The organism is Erwinia sp. E_sp_B01_1 (assembly GCF_036865545.1).
Taxonomy (GTDB): domain Bacteria; phylum Pseudomonadota; class Gammaproteobacteria; order Enterobacterales; family Enterobacteriaceae; genus Erwinia.
This window is the reverse complement of record NZ_CP142208.1, coordinates 3,908,110-3,929,231: the sequence shown is the minus strand read 5'-3', so window position 1 is coordinate 3,929,231 and position 21,122 is coordinate 3,908,110. Positions and strand designations below refer to the sequence as shown.

Annotated in this window: 13 protein-coding genes and 4 pseudogenes; 14 read left to right on the top strand and 3 right to left on the bottom strand. The window is 55.7% G+C overall.

The features are described 5' to 3' along the window. The first annotated feature begins 147 nt into the window (after positions 1-147). Positions 148-1,311, top strand: coding sequence for an MFS transporter (locus VRC33_RS18300; RefSeq protein WP_338557995.1), 1,164 nt, complete (start codon positions 148-150; stop codon positions 1,309-1,311). Here the strand turns inward: VRC33_RS18300 and VRC33_RS18295 are convergent. Then, positions 1,308-2,228 (bottom strand): LysR family transcriptional regulator, encoded by a 921-nt coding sequence (locus VRC33_RS18295; RefSeq protein WP_338557992.1) that lies wholly within the window; start codon positions 2,226-2,228, stop codon positions 1,308-1,310. The genes VRC33_RS18300 and VRC33_RS18295 overlap by 4 nt on opposite strands. Positions 2,229-2,349: 121 nt before the next feature. On the opposite strand from VRC33_RS18295, the gene lysA reads away from it, so the two are divergent. The 3 genes from lysA to VRC33_RS18280 are packed head-to-tail and all read left to right on the top strand — an operon-like array spanning position 2,350 to position 4,092. Next, positions 2,350-3,603 carry a diaminopimelate decarboxylase gene (gene lysA / locus VRC33_RS18290; RefSeq protein WP_338564558.1) on the top strand — a complete coding sequence of 418 codons (1,254 nt, stop codon included), beginning with the start codon at positions 2,350-2,352 and terminating at the stop codon, positions 3,601-3,603. 36 nt (positions 3,604-3,639) lie between these two features. Next, entirely contained in the window at positions 3,640-3,810 is a 171-nt protein-coding gene (locus VRC33_RS18285) for a hypothetical protein (protein ID WP_338557988.1), read from the top strand. A gap of 21 nt (positions 3,811-3,831) precedes the next feature. Further along, positions 3,832-4,092, top strand: coding sequence for a hypothetical protein (locus VRC33_RS18280; protein ID WP_338557983.1), 261 nt, complete (start codon positions 3,832-3,834; stop codon positions 4,090-4,092). 391 nt (positions 4,093-4,483) lie between these two features. On the opposite strand, the gene VRC33_RS18275 is transcribed toward VRC33_RS18280, so the two are convergent. Then, the gene (locus VRC33_RS18275; RefSeq protein ID WP_338557980.1) at positions 4,484-4,792 is read right to left on the bottom strand and encodes a PTS lactose/cellobiose transporter subunit IIA; all 309 of its coding nucleotides are present in this window, start codon (positions 4,790-4,792) and stop codon (positions 4,484-4,486) included. Between the two features lie 190 nt (positions 4,793-4,982). Here VRC33_RS18275 and VRC33_RS18270 point away from each other — a divergent pair, with 190 nt between their 5' ends. From VRC33_RS18270 to VRC33_RS18250, 5 genes and pseudogenes are all read left to right on the top strand, one after another. Then, entirely contained in the window at positions 4,983-6,317 is a 1,335-nt protein-coding gene (locus VRC33_RS18270; RefSeq protein WP_338557975.1) for a PTS transporter subunit EIIC, read from the top strand. Positions 6,318-6,326: 9 nt separating this feature from the next. Further along, on the top strand, positions 6,327-7,754 hold the full coding sequence (locus VRC33_RS18265) for a glycoside hydrolase family 1 protein (protein WP_338557970.1): 1,428 nt from the start codon (positions 6,327-6,329) through the stop codon (positions 7,752-7,754). 9 nt (positions 7,755-7,763) lie between these two features. Next, on the top strand, positions 7,764-8,081 hold the full coding sequence (locus VRC33_RS18260) for a PTS sugar transporter subunit IIB (RefSeq protein ID WP_338557964.1): 318 nt from the start codon (positions 7,764-7,766) through the stop codon (positions 8,079-8,081). An 87-nt stretch (positions 8,082-8,168) separates the two neighbouring features. Next, positions 8,169-8,941, top strand: a pseudogene (locus VRC33_RS18255) (FCD domain-containing protein). Positions 8,942-9,026: 85 nt separating this feature from the next. Further along, positions 9,027-9,476, top strand: coding sequence for a GNAT family N-acetyltransferase (locus VRC33_RS18250; protein WP_338577007.1), 450 nt, complete (start codon positions 9,027-9,029; stop codon positions 9,474-9,476). Positions 9,477-9,500: 24 nt separating this feature from the next. Here the strand turns inward: VRC33_RS18250 and galR are convergent. Next, a pseudogene (gene galR / locus VRC33_RS18245) lies at positions 9,501-10,531 on the bottom strand (HTH-type transcriptional regulator GalR). 210 nt (positions 10,532-10,741) lie between these two features. Between galR and VRC33_RS18240 the strand changes: the two are divergent. From VRC33_RS18240 to VRC33_RS18220, 5 genes and pseudogenes are all read left to right on the top strand, one after another. Further along, positions 10,742-13,021, top strand: coding sequence for a molybdopterin guanine dinucleotide-containing S/N-oxide reductase (locus VRC33_RS18240; RefSeq protein ID WP_338557957.1), 2,280 nt, complete (start codon positions 10,742-10,744; stop codon positions 13,019-13,021). A 335-nt stretch (positions 13,022-13,356) separates the two neighbouring features. Beyond that, positions 13,357-15,077 (top strand): annotated as a pseudogene (locus VRC33_RS18235) (penicillin-binding transpeptidase domain-containing protein). Positions 15,078-15,442: 365 nt separating this feature from the next. After that, positions 15,443-16,572, top strand: a pseudogene (locus VRC33_RS18230) (efflux RND transporter periplasmic adaptor subunit). A gap of 10 nt (positions 16,573-16,582) precedes the next feature. Further along, positions 16,583-19,705: an efflux RND transporter permease subunit gene (locus tag VRC33_RS18225; protein WP_338557954.1), complete on the top strand. Its 3,123-nt coding sequence runs from the start codon at positions 16,583-16,585 to the stop codon at positions 19,703-19,705. Next, positions 19,695-21,101 carry an efflux transporter outer membrane subunit gene (locus VRC33_RS18220; RefSeq protein WP_338557950.1) on the top strand — a complete coding sequence of 469 codons (1,407 nt, stop codon included), beginning with the start codon at positions 19,695-19,697 and terminating at the stop codon, positions 21,099-21,101. The genes VRC33_RS18225 and VRC33_RS18220 overlap by 11 nt, the downstream gene beginning before the upstream one ends. Positions 21,102-21,122: the final 21 nt, after the last annotated feature.

Genomic DNA, 21,122 nt, shown 5'->3' with positions numbered 1-21,122 from the left:
GATTCTCCTGCAAAAGACCTTTGCCAATCCCGAGGTAGGAGCAGGTAGAGTGCTGTGCTTTAATTATCACTGTGACCTGGATCAAATTTTTATCCTGCCTGACAATGCCGGCTTTAAGCCTTATACAATTTTACTGGAGAGTGTGACATGCCTGTTTCCTTGCTGGCGCTGGCGTTAAGTGCCTTTGCCATTGGCACCACGGAATTTGTCATTATGGGCTTACTGCCTGAAGTGGCTGGGGATCTTCATGTGACCCTGCCTTCCGCGGGATGGTTGATCAGCGGCTATGCACTGGGTGTGGCTATTGGTGCGCCCATTATGGCTCTGCTGACAGCGAAACTGCCGCGCAAACGTACGCTGATGTTGCTGATGGTGATTTTCATCATAGGTAACATTCTTTGTGCGCTGGCATACAGCTATAACCTGCTGATGGCCGCTCGTGTGATTACCGCTTTGTGTCACGGTGCTTTCTTCGGCATTGGGGCCGTGGTGGCTGCCAGCCTGGTCGCGCCGGGCAAGCAGGCTTCAGCGGTTGCGCTGATGTTTACCGGCCTGACGCTGGCGAATGTGCTTGGTGTTCCCTTAGGCACCTGGTTTGGTCAGTTATATGGCTGGCGCGCCACCTTCTGGGGCGTTTCAGTGATTGGCGTGCTGGCGTTTATTGCGCTGATTGTCAGTCTGCCAACCAACCGGGATGAGAAGCCGGTTGACCTTGCCAGCGAGATTGGTGCTCTGGCGAATGGCAAACTCTGGCTGTCACTGTTGATGACGGTGTTTTTTGCTGCTGCCATGTTTGCGCTGTTCAGTTATATCGCGCCGCTGCTGCTGCAAGTCACCGGTATCAGCGATAAAGGGGTGAGCTGGACGCTGTTCCTGATTGGCGGAGGTCTGACGGTGGGGAATATTCTGGGTGGGAAGCTGGCGGACAGAAAGCTGTCGCTGAGTCTGATCCTGAGTTTCTCGCTGATTGCGGTGTTCTCGTTGCTGTTCAGCTGGACCAGCCATGCGTTGTGGCTGGCTGAGCTGACACTGTTTCTGTGGGCAATGGCGACTTTTGCCACCGTGCCGGGTTTGCAGATCAATGTGGTACGGCATGGTAAAGAAGCGCCAAATCTGGTTTCGACCCTCAATATCTCTGCGTTTAACGTGGGCAATGCTTTTGGTGCCTGGGCGGGCGGGGCAGTGATCGGCAGCGGTTATGGTTTGACAGCCGTGCCGGTTGTTGCTGCCGTGCTGGCGGCAGGCGGACTGGTGCTTTGCCTGATCACGTTCCGGACCTCCCGTGGGCAGGCGCACCCTGTCAACGCTTAAGCCAGCGCCGCTGTAAGACGCTGGTTGACCAGGCTGATGTGCTCAAGCAAATGCGCACAGAAGGCCTCAACCAGCGCGGAAGAGGGACGGTGCCGTGGCCTGACCAGGCTGACGGTAAAAGGCACTTCAATGCTGAACCTTTTAATCACCACACCGCTGCCGGCATAATCCAGCGCCGTCAGCGGATTCACTATCGACACGCCAACACCGGCTCTGACCATCGAACAGACCGAAGCGGCGCTGTGCGTCTCCAGCACCATCCTCCGTTGCACGCCTTTTTCATGAAACAGGTTATCCAGAAGCTGGCGATAGCTGTCGGTGCGGGACAGGCTGATGTAGTTCTGGCCCGCAAAATCTTCCGGCGTCAGGCATTCACGGTCTGCCAGCGGATGATGTTCGGGAAGGACGCAAACTTCATTACCGGTAAACAGCTCGGTGCGTTCTGTTCCGGCTGGCGTCTGTCGGGTTTCCGTCAGACCTAAATCGTAGCGCTGAGCAGAGAGCCATTCTTCCAGCAAGGGGGATTCCTGAGGAATGATATTCAGGCTCACATCCGGATAGCGTTGCAGAAAGGGCTGGCAAAACAGCGGCAGCAGCGACTGAGAAAATACCGGCAGACAGGCGATGGACAATTCACCCTGGCGAAACTGCCTCAGCCCTTCCGCCGCATTGATAATTCTGTCCAGTCCGTACCAGGAACGCTGCACCTCTTCAAACAGTCGCAAGCCCTGCACGGTGGGGTGCAATCGCCCGCGTACCCGATCGAATAATCTCAGGCCCGCCAGTTGTTCAAAGCGGGCCAGTTCGCGGCTGACCGTGGGCTGCGAAGTATGCAGCATAGCGGCGGCTTCGGTAAGGTTACCGGCGGTGACCACAGCGTGGAAGATTTCAATGTGTCGCAGCGTAATGCCAGCCATACTTTTTATCCGAACGAACCCTTTAAGCCATATCATGGATGAATAGACCTGGTTAAAACAGATATTTTTCATTCGTTTCGCTCTGTGGCGTAATGGGCTTATTAATTTCTGGAGAACCCTGATGCCACGTTTACTGACCGACACGGATACTGCATTAACCCGCGATAATCTTCTGCCACTGGCGCAGCATTACGGCGGCCCGGTCTGGGCTTATGATGCGACGGTTATCGCTGAGCGAATTGCGCAGTTGCAGCAGTTTGATGTGGTGCGCTTCGCGCAGAAAGCTTGTTCAAATATCCATATTTTGCGTCTGATGCATGCCGCTGGCGTGAAGGTTGATTCGGTTTCGCTGGGCGAGATCGAACGTGCGCTGGTAGCCGGGTTTAAGCCGGGTGGCGATGAGATCGTGTTCACCGCCGATGTGATTGATGAACCCACGCTGGCGCGTCTGGCAGAGCTGAAGATCCCGGTTAACGCGGGTTCTGTTGATATGCTGGATCAGCTGGGCGAGGTGTCTGAAGGGCACCCGGTGTGGCTGCGTGTGAATCCTGGTTTTGGTCATGGTCACAGCCAGAAGACCAATACCGGTGGCGAGAACAGTAAGCACGGCATCTGGTATACCGATTTATCCCTGGCGCTGGAAGCTATTCAGCGTCATCAGCTTAAGCTGGTGGGTATCCATATGCATATCGGTTCTGGCGTGGATTATGGTCATCTTGAGCAGGTGTGTGATGCAATGGTGAATCAGGTGATCAGTTTCGGTCAGGATCTGGAAGCCATCTCGGCAGGGGGAGGGTTATCAATTCCCTACCATTTTGGTGAAGAAGCCATTAATACCGAACATTATTTTGGTCTTTGGGATGCAGCCCGTCAGCGTGTTGCCAGGCATCTGGGGCACGATGTTAAATTAGAGATCGAGCCGGGACGTTTTCTGGTAGCGGAATCTGGCGTGTTGGTTTCCAAAGTGCGTGCGGTTAAGGCGATGGGCAGCCGTCACTTCGTGCTGGTAGATGCAGGCTTTAATGATTTGATGCGTCCCGCCATGTACGGCAGCTACCATCATATTTCAGCGATCGCCGGTGATGGCCGTGAGCTGGATGAGCAACACAGTATTGAAAGTGTGGTGGCGGGGCCATTGTGTGAGTCAGGCGATGTGTTTACGCAGTTAGAAGGTGGAAAAGTAGAGACCCGTGCTCTGCCTGCGGTGAAGGTGGGGGATTATCTGGTCTTCCATGATACCGGTGCATACGGTGCCTCAATGTCTTCAAACTACAATAGTCGTCCGTTATTGCCAGAAGTGTTATTTGAGAACGGTCAGCCGCGCGAGATCCGTCGCCCACAGACTATTCAGGAGCTTCTTGCGCTGGAACTTTAAGCGTTGCTGAATGGTTTGATGTCTGGTCAGGGGGTAATGTGCTGGCTGAAAAAAGCACGTTGCCTGAATGGCTTGATGTCCGGGCAGGGAGAGTGGGTTGAACACAAAGACGCAAAAAGCGTCATCCATGACGGCTCGGCCCGGCACGTCCATGTGCCGGGACGCTTTGCTTATCAACCCACTCTCCCTTCCCCAAAGCTGTGGTGATATCTGTTGGAGGTTGCCTGAATGGTCGGGCGTCTGGTCAGTGAGGGTAATGTGCTGGCTGAAAAGGCACGTTGCCTGAATGGCTTGATGTCTGGTCTGGTCGGGGAGGGTAATGTGCTGTCTGAAAAGGCACGTCGCCTGAATGGCTTGGTGTCCGGGCAGGGAGAGTGGGTTGAACACAAAGACGCAAAAAGCGTCATCCATGACGGCTCGGCCCGGCACGTCCGTGTGCCGGGACGCTTTGCTTATCAACCCACTCTCCCTTCCCCAAAGCTGCGGTGATATCTGTTGGAGGTTGCCTGACTGGTCGGGCGTCTGATCAGGAAACAGCGGTTTAATCTTCAGGAAAGTCCAAACTGCGCTCATTGTTTATCCTGAATTTTGACCTGTGCATCCACCAGATCTGCCAGCATCACTGAAGTTTGTGGGTGGTGCCAGGGGGAACGTTAGCCGGGTGTATGCAGCATGGACGCTGCATCCAAGCCCCCAGGGACGGGTTCACGGCGTCCCGGATAACGTTCCCCCTGGTGGCGCCTGACCACCGCACCCGGTTTTGACTCTAAGTCAGTGCGTGCTCTATGGTGGCGCCTGACCACCGCACCCGGTTTTGACTCTAAGTCAGGTGCGTGCTCTATGATGACGCCTGACCACCGCACCCGGTTTTGATCCCCCGTCAGCCAAACATCTCCTTTCGCAATAACACGATCTCTTCGGCCAAATCGCGGCACAACATCGCATTCATCAAATGATCCTGCGCATGCACCAGAATCAACGTCACCGGCACCTTGCCACACCCTTCATCGGCACCGATCAACTGGGTCTGAATATGATGCGCTCCTTTTGATGCCTCCAGCGAGGCCGCTAATGCCTCATCAGCCTCCTGCCACTTCTTCTGCCGCGCAAACTGAATAGCACTCATCGCGTGGGAACGCGCTTCACCTGCGTTAATCAGTAACTCCATCATGGTTTGCTCAAAATCCATCGCCGCCTCCAATATTGGTATGCCAATAACCGTATAAACATCCTATCGGAATGCCAATGTGCACTTCTGTGAGATTTATCACAGAAAATAAAGTGGGTTTCGCTACTTTTGGTATGCCACGAGAACAGAATTTCATCAGGGCAGCTAAAACACCGGGATGCCTGACCACTTACTTCTGAGGGTATTACGCATGTCTCTACAGGATCGGCTCATCGACTCTTTGGGCAGCTTTGCTACCAAATTCAACAGCTACCGCTACATCATGGCGATCAAAGCTTCCTTTATCACCCTGATGCCGGTGATCATCGTTGGCGCCTTCTCCGTTCTAATCTCTAACATGGTGCTGGACGGTAAAAATGGCCTCGCCAGCTTCCAGGCACTGAGCTTCCTGGCGGAATTAAAACCGATCACCACCAGCATCAACTACGCCACGCTCAGCTTCCTGAATATCGGCGCGGTGTTTCTGATTGGCATTGAGCTTGGCAAAATCAACGGCATCAAAACCCTGTTTCCCGGGCTGCTGGCGATTATCTGCTTTATCGCCGTCACCCCAACCACCCTGACCATGCTGGTAGACGGGCAAATGCACCTCGTCACCGACGTGCTGGCAAAACAGTTTTCTGATACCAAGAGCCTGTTCCTCGGCATGTTTATTGCCATCCTCTCGGTGGAAATTTATTGTCGGCTGGAGAACGTGGAGCGGCTCAAGATCAAAATGCCTGACACCGTGCCGCCAAACGTCTCCGCCTCATTTTCGGCGCTCATTCCCTCGATCATCACCGTCTCTGCCATCGCCACTTTTGGCTTTATCTTTCACCGCTTTACCGGCATGTACCTTTACGACGCGGTCTATAAAGTGGTGCAGGAGCCGCTGGAATCCGTGGTGCAAAGCCTGTGGGGCATTCTGCTGCTGATGTTCGTTGCCCAACTCTTCTGGGTGATCGGCATTCACGGTAACCAGATGATTAAACCTATTCGCGAACCTCTGCTACTGGGTGCCATCCTCGTCAATATGAACGCTTTCGAACAGGGCAAAGAAGCGCCTAACATCATCACCATGCCGTTCTGGGATGTTTATATGAGCATTGGAGGATCCGGGCTGACTATCGGGCTGCTCAGCGCCGTCATGCTGGCAACCAAACGCAAAGAGATGCGGGAAATTGCCAAACTCTCGTTTGGTCCCGGCCTGTTCAATATCAATGAACCGGTTATTTTCGGTATGCCGATCATGCTTAACCCAATCCTGGCAATCCCCTTCATCATTACCCCGTTAATCACCGGATCGATTGGCTACTTCGCCACGGTGATGGGCTTTGCCGGAAAAGCCGTAGTGATGGTGCCCTGGACCACGCCGCCAATTATCAATGCCTGGCTCTCAACAGCGGGATCGATGGGGGCAGTGGTCACGCAAATCGTCTGTATCCTGGTTTCCATTCTGGTCTATCTGCCGTTTGTAAAAATTGCTGCCCGCCGTGCCGAGGCTGCCGAAGCCAAAGCCCTGCAGCCAGAACTGGCGCAGAACTAAGGAGAAAGTATGAGTAAGGTAACAATCGACATCCCGGATGATTTTATTCTTGGCGCAGCCGCGTCCGCCTGGCAGACCGAAGGGTGGAGCGGGAAAAAGCCCGGCCAGGATTCTTACCTGGATGCCTGGTACCAGAACGACCGTCATGTCTGGCACAACGGTTACGGCCCGGCAGGGGCCACGGATTTTATCAACCGCTATAAAGAAGACGTGGCGCTGATGAAAGCGGCCGGGCTGACTCACTATCGCACTTCAATCAACTGGTCGCGTTTTCTGACCGACTATGAAAATGCCGTGGTGGATGAAGAGTACGCCAGCTATTACGACGCGTTGATCGAGGAAATGCACGCTCAGGGCATTGAGCTGATGCTCTGCCTGGAGCATTACGAACTGCCTGCGATCCTGCTGGAACAATATGGCGGATGGGGTTCAAAGCGAGTGGTTGAACTCTTCCTGAGTTATGCCGAAAAAGTCTTTGAGCGTTATGCCGGAAAAGTCACCCGCTGGTTTGCTTTTAACGAGCCGGTAGTGGTGCAGACCCGTGTGTATCTCGATGCTCTGCGCTGGCCTTACGAGCAAAACACCAGCAAATGGATGCAGTGGAATCATCACAAAAACCTGGCTACTGCCAAAGTCGTCAAACTGTTCCGTGACAAAGGCTACAGCGGGACGGTGGGCACTATCCTGAATCCTGAAGTCACCTATCCCCGTTCCAGCGCGCCTCACGATGTGAAGGCCGCAGAGAGTTACGATCTGTTCTACAACCGCGTATTCCTCGACCCGGCCATCAAGGGGGAGTATCCCGCTGAACTGGTGCAGTTGCTGGCTGAACATGCTGTTCACTGGGACTATACCCAGGCGGAACTGGATCTTATCGCCCGATATCGCGTTGATGAAGTGGGCATCAATCTTTATTACCCACATCGGGTTAAAGCGCCTTCACGTGCCTGGCACCCCGACACGCCGTTCCATCCGGCTTACTACTATGAACACTTTGAACTGCCAGGCCGCCGGATGAACAAATCCCGGGGCTGGGAAATTCAGCCCCGCATCATTTTTGATATGGCGATGCGGATTAAAAACGACTACGACAATATCCCGTGGTTTGTCGCTGAGAACGGCATGGGCATTGAAAACGAAGGGCAGTTTAAAAATGCCGCTGGCGAAATTCAGGATGATTACCGCATTGAATTTATTGCGGAGCATCTTTATCAGACGCTGAAAGCGCGTGAGGCAGGGGCGAATTGCCAGGGCTACATGCTGTGGGCCTTTACCGATAACGTCTCGCCCATGAACGCCTTTAAAAACCGCTACGGGCTGATTGAGATCGATCTGGAAAACCATCGCCAGCGGCGGATGAAAAAGTCGGCCCACTGGTTCCGCCAGCGCCGTGATACCCGCCAGCTAACCCTGAACCTTGATGATGAAATGAAATAAGGAATCACCATGAAACGTATCGTGCTGGCCTGCGCCGCAGGCATGTCCACTTCTATGGTCGTCACGCGGATGGAAAAAGAGGCGGAAGCTCGCGGCCTGGCTTTTAAAATCTATGCCATTCCCGAACAAAACCTGCGGGATGAACTCCAGGATAACGCCGGGGAGGTTGTGGCAGTGCTGCTTGGCCCACAGGTTCGCTTTAAGCTGGAGGAGAACCGGAAGCTCACCGACAGCTACCAGATCCCGATAGCGGTGATTGATACCCTGGCTTATGGCACCCTTAACGGAGCAAAAGTGCTCGATCAGGCGCTGGCTTTGGTAAACTAAGCGGATTAACTCGCCCGCTGTTCTCCGGAGCCCTGTTCCGGTTGCGGCAGCCGGCGAGATTATCATCAATGAGCTAAGGGTGAACACGTGGAAAAGGGCGCGGCTGGTCAAGAGAAGAAACAGTATCAGGAAATCGGACAGCATCTGCGCCAGCAAATTCTTGAGGGACACTATCCCGTGGGGTCGCGGCTTCCGCCCGAGCGTAATATTGCCGAAACCTGGGGCGTCAGCCGTACCATCGTCAGGGAAGCGCTGTTAATGCTGGAGCTGGAAGGCACCGTGGATATCCGGCAGAGTTCCGGGGTCTATGTTATGCGCATTCCTTCCGAAAGCAGCGATGAGGAAGAAGCTTTTTTCGCAGTGATGTCGGGCCATTTGAAATGCTGCAGGCCCGTCAGCTGCTGGAGAGCAACATCGCCGCTTTTGCCGCAAAGATGGCGACCAAAGCCGATATCGAAAATCTCAAGCGTATTCTGGAACAGGAACAGAAAGCGATTGCGATGAATGACGCCAGTCAGGACAACGACAAGATGTTCCACCTGTTGCTGGCCGGTGCCACGCAGAATCAGATGCTGCTGGATACCGTCACCAGTATCTGGCGTCATCATGAAACCAGTCCTCTCTGGCAGCAGCTACGCAGCCACATTGAAACCCGGAGTTACCGGCTGAAGTGGCTGGGCGATCACCAGACCATCCTGGCGGCTTTACGTCGACGTGATGTGATGGGATCCTGGCAGGCGATGTGGCAGCACCTGGAAAACGTCAAAAATTCCCTGCTGGAACTCTCCGATGCTGATGCGCCCGACTTCGATGGTTATCTGTTTGAGTCCGTGCCAATTTTTCAGGGCAAACTGGTATGAACAGCCGTTCTCTTCTTTCAGGACACGCGAGCGGGCATTCGCTGGTTAGTGCTCCCGGTCTCCGGGTTATGCCGGAATGAGTGAGCTGAAAATCCTTCCCCTCTGCGAGGCGCAGGCGCATCTGGAAACGGTGACCGACTGGCTCTGGCAGGCGTTTGGCAGCGAAAACAGCCGGCCTTTTTTTGCCAGTATTATGACCAGCAGCCTCAGCGGTGCAGACCTGCCCCTGACCTGGGTTGCGCTGGACGGTGAAAAGGCGGTAGGCACGGCAGGCCTGTGGCGCTGCGACCTGATCAGCCGTCAGGATTTATTCCCCTGGCTGGCCGCGCTGTATGTGGATGAGAGCTATCGGGGCAGGGGGCTGAGTGAAAAGCTACAACAGAGGGTCATGGCCGAAAGTCGCCTGCGCGGCTTTGCCGATCTCTATCTCTATTCAGCCTGCGCAGACTACTACGAGCGCTTTGGCTGGCGCTATTGCGGTGATGCTCTGGATTATCCGGATATCACAGTGCGTCTTTACCATCAGACGCTCTGACTGTAAAAACCATCGGCCTGACTATCAGAGGTTCTGACTGTTAACACCAGCGGCCTGTTGAGGCGATCCTACTGAATGACGACGAACCAGCGTTGGGCTGAACATGTTGGTCACCTCGGGCAGCGGCTGGTTATTGGCCAGCGCTAAAGCCAGAGCCGCAGCCTGCTGCGCCATAGTGACAATCGGATAGCGCACCGTAGTCAGACGGGGGCGAACGTAACGCGATACCAGCACATCATCAAAGCCAATCAGTGACATCTCTTCCGGCACCCGTACGCCGTTATCGCTCAGTACTGCCAGCGCCCCGGCCGCCATCGAATCGTTATAACAGGCCACGGCGGTAAACGGCTTACCCCGGCCCAGCAGCTCGGTCATCGCCTGCTCGCCGCCCACTTCATCCGGCTCGCCCAGCGCCACCAGACGGTCGTTACAGGGCAGATTATGTTCCTTCAGGGCATCGTAATAGCCCTGCAACCGGTCTTCGGTATCGGAAATAGGGTGGGTGGAGCAGATAAAGGCGATGTTCTGGTGCCCCTGCTGGATCAGATGCCGGGTTGCCAGCCAGGAGCCGTAGCGGTCATCCAGAGCGATGCAGCGATTTTCAAAACCGGGCAGCGCACGGTTTATCAGCACCATGCCGGGGATCTGCTTCATCAGGGAGATCAGTTCCACATCGGGAATTTTTTTGCATGGACCACCAGCGCACCACAGCGATGCCGGATGAGCTGCTCAATCGCCTGACGCTCTTTTTGCTCGTTATGGTAACCGTTACCAATCAGCAAAAAGTTGCAGGTTTCATAGGCAACTTCTTCCACGGCTTTCACCAGCGCGCCAAAGAAAGGGTCGGAAACGTCACCCACCACCAGCCCCATCGTTTCAGTAGATTGCTGCGCCAGGGCGCGTGCGTTGGCGTTGGGATGATACTGAAGCTGCTCCATAGCACTGTTAACGGCCAGGCGTGAGTTCTCACTCGCTTTCGGCGAGTTGTTAATAACACGGGAAACCGTTGCCACGGAAACGCCCGCGAGCCTGGCAACATCCTTTATGGTAGCCATGGTTAAGTGCCTTCCAGGGTAAGCGTTTACATAGCTGTTTAGTGTTGCGGAAATTCCCTGTTACTTCAAGCACACAGAATGTCAGCGGTGTCGCAAAGCTGGATAATTCAGTCCATTCTGTCGGGCAGGGCGGCCAGGAGATATTCAGCTTTCCAAAAAAAGGCTATTCTGGCACTCCAAAGATAAAAAATTCGCCTGCCGGACCGCCATATGACTGTTAAAAAAGTGCCGCATCTTGCCCATTGGGGCGCCTTCACTGCCGTGGTTGAAGAGGGGAAGCTGCTGCGCTGTGAACCTTTCTTCGCCGATCAGGATCCTTCGCCAATGCTGAACAGCATTCCGGAGCTGGTCTATTCCGATAAGCGTATCCGTAAGCCAATGGTGCGCCGCTCCTGGCTGAAGTCGCGTGAAAACAGCGATCGCACTCTGCGCGGGCGGGAAGACTTCGTTGAGGTTGACTGGGACACGGCACTGGATCTGGTGGCGGAAGAGAACCGTCGCGTACGGGACAAGTATGGTGCCAGCGGCATCTTCAACGGTTCCTATGGCTGGTCTTCGGCTGGCCGCGTGAACCATGCGCGCACCCTGATCCGCCGTTTTTACTCGCAGGGCGGAGGCGGTATCGATCAGCTGGGCAACTACAGCTGGGGTGCTGCACAGTTCTTCCTGCCCTATGTGATCGGCACCTATATGCCGCTGACCGGCAGGGTAACCGACTGGCCGGACGTGGTGGAACACGCTGAAATCTTTGTCGCTTTTGGCGGTCTGGCCCTGAAAAATGGCCAGGTGGCGTCCGGAGGCGCAGGCCAGCACAGCCTGAAGCCTGCGCTGCTGGAGCTGGCAGCCAAAGGCACGCCGGTGATCAACATCAGCCCGATGCGCGACGATTGTCCGGAATTTGTTAACGCAGAGTGGATCCCCATCCGTCCGAACACCGACGTGGCCCTGATGCTGGCGCTGGGCTTTGAAATTCAGCGGCTGAATGCGGTTGATACCGCTTTCCTGCAATCCCACTGCGTGGGCTATCCACAGTTGCTCAGCTATCTGTTGGGCGAGAGTGACAAGACGCCCAAGACGCCGAAGTGGGCCAGTGAGATCACCGGTATCCCGGCGCTGCGCATTGAGCAACTGGCGAAACAACTGATCGGCAAACGCAGTTTTATCACCTGTTCCTACTCTGTTCAGCGCGCCCACCGCGGCGAGCAGCCTTACTGGATGATGATTGCGCTCTCTTCCATGCTCGGCCAGCCTGGCCTGCCGGGTGCAGGCTTCTCCTTTGGTCACGGCTCAATGAACAGCGTGGGCAATCCCCGTATTGAAGGCCCTGCGCCAATGATGTCCACGGGCGTTAACCCGATTGCTGACCAGGCGATCCCCGTGGCCCGAATCAGCGATATGCTGCTCAATCCTGGTGAGCCCTACAGCTTCCAGGGACAGACGCACACCTATCCGGATATCCATCTGATCCACTGGGCTGGCGGCAATCCTTTCCACCATCATCAGCAGCTCAATCGTCTGGTTGAAGGATGGCAGCGCCCTGATACGGTGATTGTGCAGGATATCGTCTGGACGCCAGCGGCGCAGATGGCGGATATCGTGTTGCCGGTGACCACCACGCTGGAGCGAAATGATATCGGCGGGTCGTCGCGCGATCGCTTCGTGCTGGCAATGCATCAGGCGATCAAGCCGCAGCATCAGGCCCGTAACGACTTCGATATTTTTGCCGACCTGGCCGATCGTCTGGGCTACCGGGAAACCTTCACCGAAAACCGCAACGAAGCGCAGTGGATTGAGCATCTTTATCAGCAATGTGCCGTCGCGCATCAGCGTAAAGGTGTTGACTGGCCAGAGTTCCAGACCTTCTGGGAGCAGGGCCATGTGGAAGTCCCTGTGGGTGAAAAGCCGTTTATCTTTATGGAAGATTTCCGCAGGGATCCGGTGGTTAATCCGATCAAAACCGCCAGCGGAAAAATTGAGCTGTTCAGTGAAACCATCGCCGGATACCAGCTGCCAGACTTTGCGCCGCACCCGGAATGGCAGCCGCCGAAGGAGTGGCTGGGGGCGGAAATCAGCCAGCGCTTCCCGCTGCATATGATCTCTATTCAGCCGAAAGACCGGTTGCACAGCCAGATGGATGCCACCCCGTCGGTGCAGGCAAACAAAACGGCGGGACATGAAACGCTGTGGATGCACCCTGAGGATGCCACTCCGCGCGGCATTGCCGACGGTGATGTGATTGATGTCAGTAACGACCGTGGCCGGATGCTGGCTGGCGTCAGGGTCACCGATGGCGTCAGCACTGGCGTGGTGTTGATTTCTACCGGCGCCTGGTTCGATCCAGGCTTCGGCAAAGCCTGGCAGCCCTATGACCGGGCAGGCAACCCCAATGTGCTGACGCTGGATATCGGCACCTCATCCCTGACCCAGGGGCCAAATGCGATGAGTTGCCTGGTGGAGATCAAAAAGGCCAAAGATTGCAAAAGTGCCTAAGAATCACATAGCTGGTTACAGTTTGCGGCGAACTGTTGCGAATCCTGGCTGGCAGGCGCAGCGGCCAGATTGCTACAGTCTTAGTCCCAGAGGTATTGATGGGTGAACATCAAAAAGTTTTATGCTTTGTTTCACCGACCTGCGCAGATGCGCAGGTTTTTTTTGCCTGTAAAACGCCGCAGCGGTAAGCCGATGAATATACTGGGGAACCAGGTTATGCGCCTTTCACCCGGTGGCGGTGCAATCACGATCTGAAACACAGTTTCCCTGTTATCTCCACACCATTTTTTGTATAACTCTCCGTCAGTTATCCCGCTCACTTCAGTAGAAAACCCATGTCCCGCTTAAAGAAACTACTCGCGAAAGATCAGTCAAAATCTCCATTTCATCCTCTTCGTTTCCGCCTGATTTGTGCGGGCGTCTTCGGCTGTCTGGTCATTTTGCTGGCGTGGGTAGGCGATTTGCAGCTGATCAACCATCCGATGCTGGAAAAGCAGGCCGATGAACGCTCGTTGCGTACCGTCACGCTTCCCACCAATCGTGGAACCCTGCTGGATCGTAATGGTGAGGCGCTGGCGCTGAGCGTGCCATCACGCGATATCATTGCCGACCCCCAGCGCGTGCTGGAAGCCCATCCTGATTTTACCAGCGCCAAATGGGAGTATCTGGCCAACGCCCTTGATCAGCGCCCTGAGCAGATTGCTCAGCAGATCAACGCCAATCCTAAACGCCGCTTCCTTTACCTCGGGCGCAAAATTGAGCTCGGCATTGCTAAAGATATCTCCCAACTGCACCTGACCGGCATCACTACCGTTTATGATGACAGCCGCTTCTATCCGATGAGCGATGCCACCGGGCCACTGCTGGGGATTGTGGGGGCGGATAATCTCGGCCTTACCGGTCTTGAAAAAGGCTTTGATAAAGTGCTGCAGGGCACCCCAGGCGTGGAGAAATACCGCCAGGATGCGCATGGCAATATCGTGGCGATGATCAACTACGAACCTCCCCGCCAGCCGCCAACGGTGCAACTGAGCATTGATAAGTTCGATCAGTACACGCTTTACAGCAAACTGCGGGATGGCGTGCTGCTGAACAAAGCTGATTCAGGTGCGGCCGTGCTGATCAAAATCGACACCGGGGAAATTCTCGGGATGGCATCTTATCCCTCATTTAACCCGAACAACTTTGTTAACGTCTCGGCTAATCAGATGCGTAACACGGCAATCAACGACAGCTATGAGCCAGGTTCAACCGTCAAGCCGCTGGTGGTGATGGAAGGGCTGGCGCGTAAACTGGTGCGGCCTGATTCGGTTCTGGATACCACCCCTTACCGTGTTAACGGCCACCTGATCCGCGATGTGGGTCACTGGCCACGCCTGACCATGACCGGCATCCTGCAAAAATCGAGCGATATCGGCGTTTCGCATATCGCGCTGGCCATGCCTGCTGAAGTGCTGGTGAACACCTACAGCGCATTCGGACTGGGTAAACCAACGGGACTGGGGCTGACCGGTGAGAGCGTGGGCTACTTCCCCCTGCACCGCGAGCGCTGGGCGGACATCGAACGGGCAACGTTCTCGTTTGGCTATGGCCTGCGCGTCACCCCGCTACAGATTGCCCGTGAATATGCCACCCTGGGTTCATTTGGCATCTATCGTCCGCTCTCAATCACTAAAGTGACGCCACCGGTCATTGGCAAACGGGTCGCAGATGAAGACAACGTTCGATCCGTGGTGCATATGATGGAAAGTGATGCCCTGCCAGGGGGAGTGGGGTTCGTGCTGCGGTACCGGGCTATCGTCTGGCTATCAAAACCGGTACGGCTGAGAAGATGGGTGACAGTGGTAAATATGATGGCGGTTATATCAACTACACCGCTGGCGTGGCACCGGCCAGTAACCCTCAGGTGGCGCTGGTGATTATGATCAACCATCCGACAGCAGGCGATCACTTTGGTGGCTCCGTAGCCGCGCCGGTCTTTGGCAATATCATCGGGCCGGTGTTGAAACATATGAATATTGCACCGGATGCGCTTTACTCCACCCATAGCGGGTAGCCAATAAGTTACCCGCCAGGGCGATCTCAATTGCAAGAATACTTCATTGCAGATCTCTGAAAACAGGCAGGGCCGGAAGCCGATCTCCGGCCCTGCAGTTACCTCCGGTTTACAAAATCCAGCCTGTAATTAACCTCAAAAAAAACAGGGTTTATGACCCCTTGCTAAGCCAGGCCGCCAAAAAAGCACAAAAGTAACCGTTTGCGGACGGGGTTTTACTCCTTTCAGCACTGAAAGCTTGCCCGAAGCGTTTGGACAATTAACTTAGCGGAAACTTAACACTTCTTCTTTTCAGGCCCACCTATACTTGTCCTCTTTTATGAGAATAGTCACTCTCATTATTACTATTATTCTGAGAATTCACCATGCGCTTAAAGATCCTTTCAGCGAGCCTGATCTTACTGTTGTCCGCCTGCGATCGGCAGCCAACTACTTCCCCCCGGCGGCTGACCCGGTCTCAGTCGGGGTAACCACCCTGAAGAGCGAAGCTGTCACCTTATTTACCCGGTTACCTGGCCGCACTACGGCAGTTCGTACGGCGGAGGTTCGCCCTCAGGTTAGCGGGATCATCCTCAAGCGTCTCTACACCGAAGGCAGTGAAGTGACAGCGGGCCAGCCGCTTTATCAGATCGACCCGGCGACCTGGCAGGCGGCGTATGACAAAGCTGAAGCGACATTAATTAACGCCAGCAAACTGGCCCAGCGTTACAAACCGCTGGCGGCGGCGCATGCCATCAGCGGGCAGACTTACGATGATGCTGTGGCTTCCGCGCGTGAGGCGCAGGCCGATCTGGCAACTGCCCGGGTCAACCTCAATTACACCAAAGTGCGCGCACCCATTTCAGGCCATATCGGACGTTCTCTCTCTACTGAGGGGGCACTGGTCACTGACGGGCAGACCAGCTACCTCACCACCATTCAACAGCTGGATCCGGTTTATGTCGACGTCAGTGAATCCTCGCAGGATTTGCTGCGTCAGCGTCGCGCGCTGGCAGACGGCAAGCTTAAAGCCGCAGGAGATAACGCGGCGTCGGTGAAGCTGATCCTGGAAGATGGCACGCCTTATTCGCAGCCAGGCAAACTGGAGTTCTCGGAAGTGACGGTTGATCAGGGCACCGGTAGCGTCACCCTGCGCGCCGCGTTCCCCAATCCGGACCGCATTCTGCTGCCGGGTATGTACGTTCACGCAACTTTCCCGCAGGGCGTGGCAGACCGGGGCATTCTTGTGCCTCAGGAAGCGATCATGCACGACACCAAAGGTCAGCCGTATGTCTTTACAGTCAGCGCAGATAACACTGTGTCGCAGCAAAGCATTACCACCGGCGAGATGATCAACGGCAAATGGCTGGTGACTTCAGGGCTGAAGGCTGGCGATCGCGTGATTGTGGATGGCCTGCAAACCGTGCGCTCGGGGGCGAAGGTCACCGCCAGCGAAAGCCAGCCCAAAGCTGCCCCGCAGGCCAATCTGACCACCACCGATCCTTCAGCGCAGTAGAGGAAATCTGATGTCTAAATTCTTTATTGAGCGCCCGATCTTTGCCTGGGTGGTGGCGATTATCGTGATGCTGATTGGGGGCTTGTCCATTCTCAAATTGCCCATCAACCAGTATCCCAACATTGCCCCTCCGGCTATCTCGGTTCAGGTGACCTATCCGGGTGCCAGCGCTGAAACCGCGCAGAACACCGTGGTTCAGGTTATTGAGCAGCAGCTCAGCGGCATCGACAATATGCGCTACATCGAATCGCAGAGTAACAGCGACGGTAGCGCCACCATCATCGTGACTTTTGATCAGGGAACCGATCCGGATATCGCTCAGGTGCAGGTACAGAACAAAGTTTCGCTTGCCGAATCGCAGTTGCCGACCGAAGTGACCCAGCAGGGGATCAACGTGCGTAAATATCAGGCCAACTTTATGCTGGTGGTCAGCCTGATTTCAACCAACGGGAAAATGAGCAACGGCGATCTGGCAGACCTGCTGGTGTCCAAACTGGAAGATCCGGTATCGCGGACTAAAGGCGTGGGCGATTTTATGGTGATGGGGTCGGAATACGGTATGCGTATCTGGCTCGATCCTGCAAAACTCGATAAATATCAGCTGATCCCGGCGGATGTTTCTACCGCTATCACTCAGCAGAACGTGCAGATCTCCAGCGGTAAGCTGGCCGGGTTACCCACCGTTCCAGGTGCCAAATTCAGCGCGACCATTATCGGTAAAACCCGTCTTCAGTCGGTGAAAGCGTTCCAGAACATCCTGCTGAAGGTTAATCCGGATGGATCTCAGGTTCGTCTGCGCGATGTGGCGAAAGTCGATCTGGGGCCGCAGGATTACAGCATTTCCGCCACCTACAACGGCAAACCTTCTGCCGGTATGGCGCTGCGCCTGGCGAGTGGGGCTAACGTGCTGGATGCGATCAACGCGGTACGCACCACGGTAGACGGCATCAAATCTTCCCTGCCGGATGGCGTGGAAGTGACCTTCCCGTATGACACTTCGCCGGTGGTCAGTGCCTCGATTGAAGAGGTCGTAAAAACCCTGTTTGAAGCGATCGCCCTGGTGTTCCTGGTGATGCTGGTGTTCCTGCAAAACCTGCGCGCCACGCTGATCACCACCCTGGTCGTGCCTGTGGTGCTGTTGGGAACGTTCGGGATTCTGTCTGCCTGTGGCTACACCATAAATACCCTGACGATGTTTGGCATGGTGCTGGCGATAGGCTTGCTGGTGGACGATGCGATCGTGGTGGTGGAAAACGTCGAGCGCGTGATGCACGACGAAGGGCTGGACCCGAAGGCCGCGACGATAAAGTCCATGGAACAGATCCAGGGCGCGCTGTTTGGGATTGCGCTGGTGCTCTCGGCGGTGCTGTTGCCGATGGCGTTCTTTAGCGGATCTACCGGGGTTATTTACCGGCAGTTCTCCATCACCATCGTGTCGGCGATGGCCCTGTCGGTGCTGATGGCGTTGATCTTCACGCCTGCCCTCTGTGCGACCCTGCTGAAACCCGGCTCGGCGGAGCACAAAACCCGTGGCATGGCGGGCTGGTTTAACCGCAAGTTTGATGCCGGTACACTGCATTACACCCAGGGTGTGGGAGCGATAATCTCCAAACGTAACCTGTTCCTGGCGATTTATCTGCTGCTGGTTGCCGCCACCGGTTATCTGTTCACCCGCGTGCCAACCTCGTTCCTGCCGGATGAGGATCAGGGGGTAATGATGATGCAAACCACCCTGCCAGCCAATGCGTCAAGTGAACGAACTCAGCAGGTGCTGGATGAGATTCAGTCCTGGCTGCTGAAGAACGAACCGGAAGTCAGCTCGGTGTTCTCACCAAACGGCTTCAGCTTCTCCGGGCGTGGGGAAAACACGGCCATGTCCTTTGTGCTGCTCAAGCCCTGGGCGCAGCGTAACAGTGACCAGACGGTGCAAAAACTGGCACAGCGCACCATGGCGCACTTCGCCACCCTGAAAGATGCCAAAGTGTTTGCGCTGGTGCCACCGGCGGTGATGGAGCTGGGGAATGCCACCGGTTTCGACTTCTTCCTGCAGGATACTGACAACCAGGGGCATGAAGCTTTGATGGCCGCGCGTAACCAGTTCCTGGGGATGGCGGCGAAGGATAAGCGCCTGATGGCGACCCGTCCAAACGGCATGGAGGATGAGCCGCAGTATCACCTGATCATTGATGATGAACGCGCGCGTGCTCTGGGCCTGAGCCTGGAAGATATCAACGACACGCTCTCCACGGCCTGGGGTTCAACCTATGTTAACCAGTTCATTTATCACGGCCGCGTGAAGAAAGTCTATCTGCAGGGTAACGCTGGCTCCCGCGTGACGCCGGAGGATCTCAACAAGTGGTATTTCCGCAATACCAGCGGCGACATGGTGCCATTCTCCGCTTTCGGTAGCGGGAAGTGGGAATACGGTTCACCGCGTTATGAGCGCTTCAACGGCATTTCTGCGGTGGAGATCATGGGTTCTCCAGCCTCGGGTTACAGCTCGGGCGATGCCACCCAGGCGGTGCAGGAGATTGCCGCTAAATTGCCTGCGGGCTTCAAAGTACAGTGGCATGGGCTGTCGTATGAAGAGCAGAGTTCCGGCTCGCAAACGCCAGCACTCTATTCGATCTCCATCCTGGTGGTGTTCCTGTGTCTGGCTGCGTTGTATGAGAGCTGGTCGATTCCCTTCTCGGTAATCCTTGTGGTGCCGCTTGGCGTGCTGGGCACGCTGCTGGCAGTGCTGATGCGCGGGCTGGAAAACGACGTCTTCTTCCAGGTCGGCCTGCTGACCACTGTCGGGCTGGCGGCGAAAAACGCCATTCTGATTGTGGAGTTCGCCAAAGAGCTGCACGAGAAAGAGGGTAAAGGCCTGGTGGAGGCCGCGCTGGAAGCGGCAAAACTGCGTATCCGCCCCATCATTATGACCTCAATGGCCTTTGTGCTCGGCGTGTTGCCGCTGACGATCTCCAGCGGGGCCGGGGCGGGCAGTCAGCACTCCATCGGCACCGCCGTGGTAGGCGGGATGATTACCGCGACCTTCCTGGCGATCTTCTTTGTGCCGATGTTTTACGTTGTGGTGGCACAGCGCTTCTCTGCTAAGAAAAAATCCAAGGTAAAAACTCATGCTTCGTAAGACTTTTTCGCTGGCCGCGTTGCCGGTTGCGGTGATGCTGGTGCTCAGCGGTTGTACCATGGAGCCCGATTATCAGCGCCCGGCGCTGCCCGTTGCGGCGCATTACACTCAAAATGCTCAGGCCGGAAATGGCGCAGATATCAGCTGGCAGAACTTCTTCACCGATCCGGTGATGCACAAGCTGATTGCGCTGTCGCTGGCGAACAACCGTGACCTGCGGGTGGCCGCGCTGAATGTGGATGTAGCGCGTTCCCAGGTACAGATTGACCGGGCAGCCCTGCTGCCCTCCGTTGACCTGAGCGCGTCACAGACCTCGGCGCACCTGCCCGGCAATTTGTACAACACGGCTTCAACCGGGCCGGTGACCTATCATGAACTGAGCAGCAACCTGGGCGTTACGGCCTGGGAGCTGGATTTCTTCGGACGTCTGCGCAGCCTCAGGGATCAGGCGCTGGAAAGCTATCTGGCGACGGCGGCCACCCAGCGGGCGACCCAGATCAGCCTGATCTCAGAGGTGGCTTCGGCTTACCTGTCGCTGTGCGCGGATAATGAATTACTCAAGCTGGCGCAGGATACGGTCACCAGCCAGCAGGATTCGTATAACCTCACTAAACGCAGTGTGGAGGGGGGCGTCAGCAGCGAGCAGGATTTGGTACAGGCGGAAACCTCGGTGCGCACCGCGCAGGCCGATGTGGCTTCCTACACCCGTCAGGTGCGCCAGGATGTGAACGCGCTGGCGCTGCTGGTGGGCACCGATCTGCCAGCAGATATGCTGGCCGGTGCGAAACTCAACAAAGAGTGGCACTTCCCGGCCACGCCGTCAGGTTTACCGTCCGACCTGCTGACCCGTCGCCCGGACATTCTCTCGGCAGAACATGAGCTGAAAGCGGCGAATGCCAATATTGGTGCGGCGCGTGCGGCCTTTTTCCCCAGCATCAGCCTCACCGCATCCGGTGGTTCCACTTCCAGCAGCCTTGGGCATTTGCTTGAAGGGGGCACAGCAGCCTGGTCATTCGGTCCCAGCATTAACCTGCCCATTTTTGATGGCGGCGTAAACTCGGCAAATCTGGATATCGCTCATCTGCAAAAGCGCATTGAAATAGCCGACTATGAGAAGGCGATTCAGACCGCCTTTAAAGAAGTGGGGGATGCGCTGGCGGGCCAGGATACTTACAAAGAGGAGCTGACGGCGCGCGAGCTGGATGAAAAAGCGAATCAGCGCAACTACGATTTTGCGCACATCCGTTATCAGCAGGGGGTGGATAACTACCTCAACGTGCTGGTGGCGCAGAGATCGCTGTATACGGCGCAGCAATCCCTGATAACCACTCAGTTAGGCCGGTTAAACCAGCAAATTACCCTGTATAAAGCGCTTGGAGGGGGATGGAAATCATGATTTTCCGGAATTCCTTACGCA

What these genes read in the sequence shown, in the direction of transcription:
- VRC33_RS18260 (WP_338557964.1), top strand. Translation starts at nt 7,764, where the DNA reads ATGAAACGTATCGTGCTGGCCTGCGCCGCAGGCATGTCCACTTCTATG.
- VRC33_RS18275 (WP_338557980.1), bottom strand. Translation starts at nt 4,792, where the DNA reads ATGGATTTTGAGCAAACCATGATGGAGTTACTGATTAACGCAGGTGAA.
- VRC33_RS18285 (WP_338557988.1), top strand. Translation starts at nt 3,640, where the DNA reads ATGTGCTGGCTGAAAAAAGCACGTTGCCTGAATGGCTTGATGTCCGGG.
- lysA (WP_338564558.1), top strand. Translation starts at nt 2,350, where the DNA reads ATGCCACGTTTACTGACCGACACGGATACTGCATTAACCCGCGATAAT.
- VRC33_RS18240 (WP_338557957.1), top strand. Translation starts at nt 10,742, where the DNA reads ATGACTGTTAAAAAAGTGCCGCATCTTGCCCATTGGGGCGCCTTCACT.
- VRC33_RS18225 (WP_338557954.1), top strand. Translation starts at nt 16,583, where the DNA reads ATGTCTAAATTCTTTATTGAGCGCCCGATCTTTGCCTGGGTGGTGGCG.
- VRC33_RS18270 (WP_338557975.1), top strand. Translation starts at nt 4,983, where the DNA reads ATGTCTCTACAGGATCGGCTCATCGACTCTTTGGGCAGCTTTGCTACC.
- VRC33_RS18220 (WP_338557950.1), top strand. Translation starts at nt 19,695, where the DNA reads ATGCTTCGTAAGACTTTTTCGCTGGCCGCGTTGCCGGTTGCGGTGATG.
- VRC33_RS18300 (WP_338557995.1), top strand. Translation starts at nt 148, where the DNA reads ATGCCTGTTTCCTTGCTGGCGCTGGCGTTAAGTGCCTTTGCCATTGGC.
- VRC33_RS18295 (WP_338557992.1), bottom strand. Translation starts at nt 2,228, where the DNA reads ATGGCTGGCATTACGCTGCGACACATTGAAATCTTCCACGCTGTGGTC.
- VRC33_RS18280 (WP_338557983.1), top strand. Translation starts at nt 3,832, where the DNA reads ATGGTCGGGCGTCTGGTCAGTGAGGGTAATGTGCTGGCTGAAAAGGCA.
- VRC33_RS18265 (WP_338557970.1), top strand. Translation starts at nt 6,327, where the DNA reads ATGAGTAAGGTAACAATCGACATCCCGGATGATTTTATTCTTGGCGCA.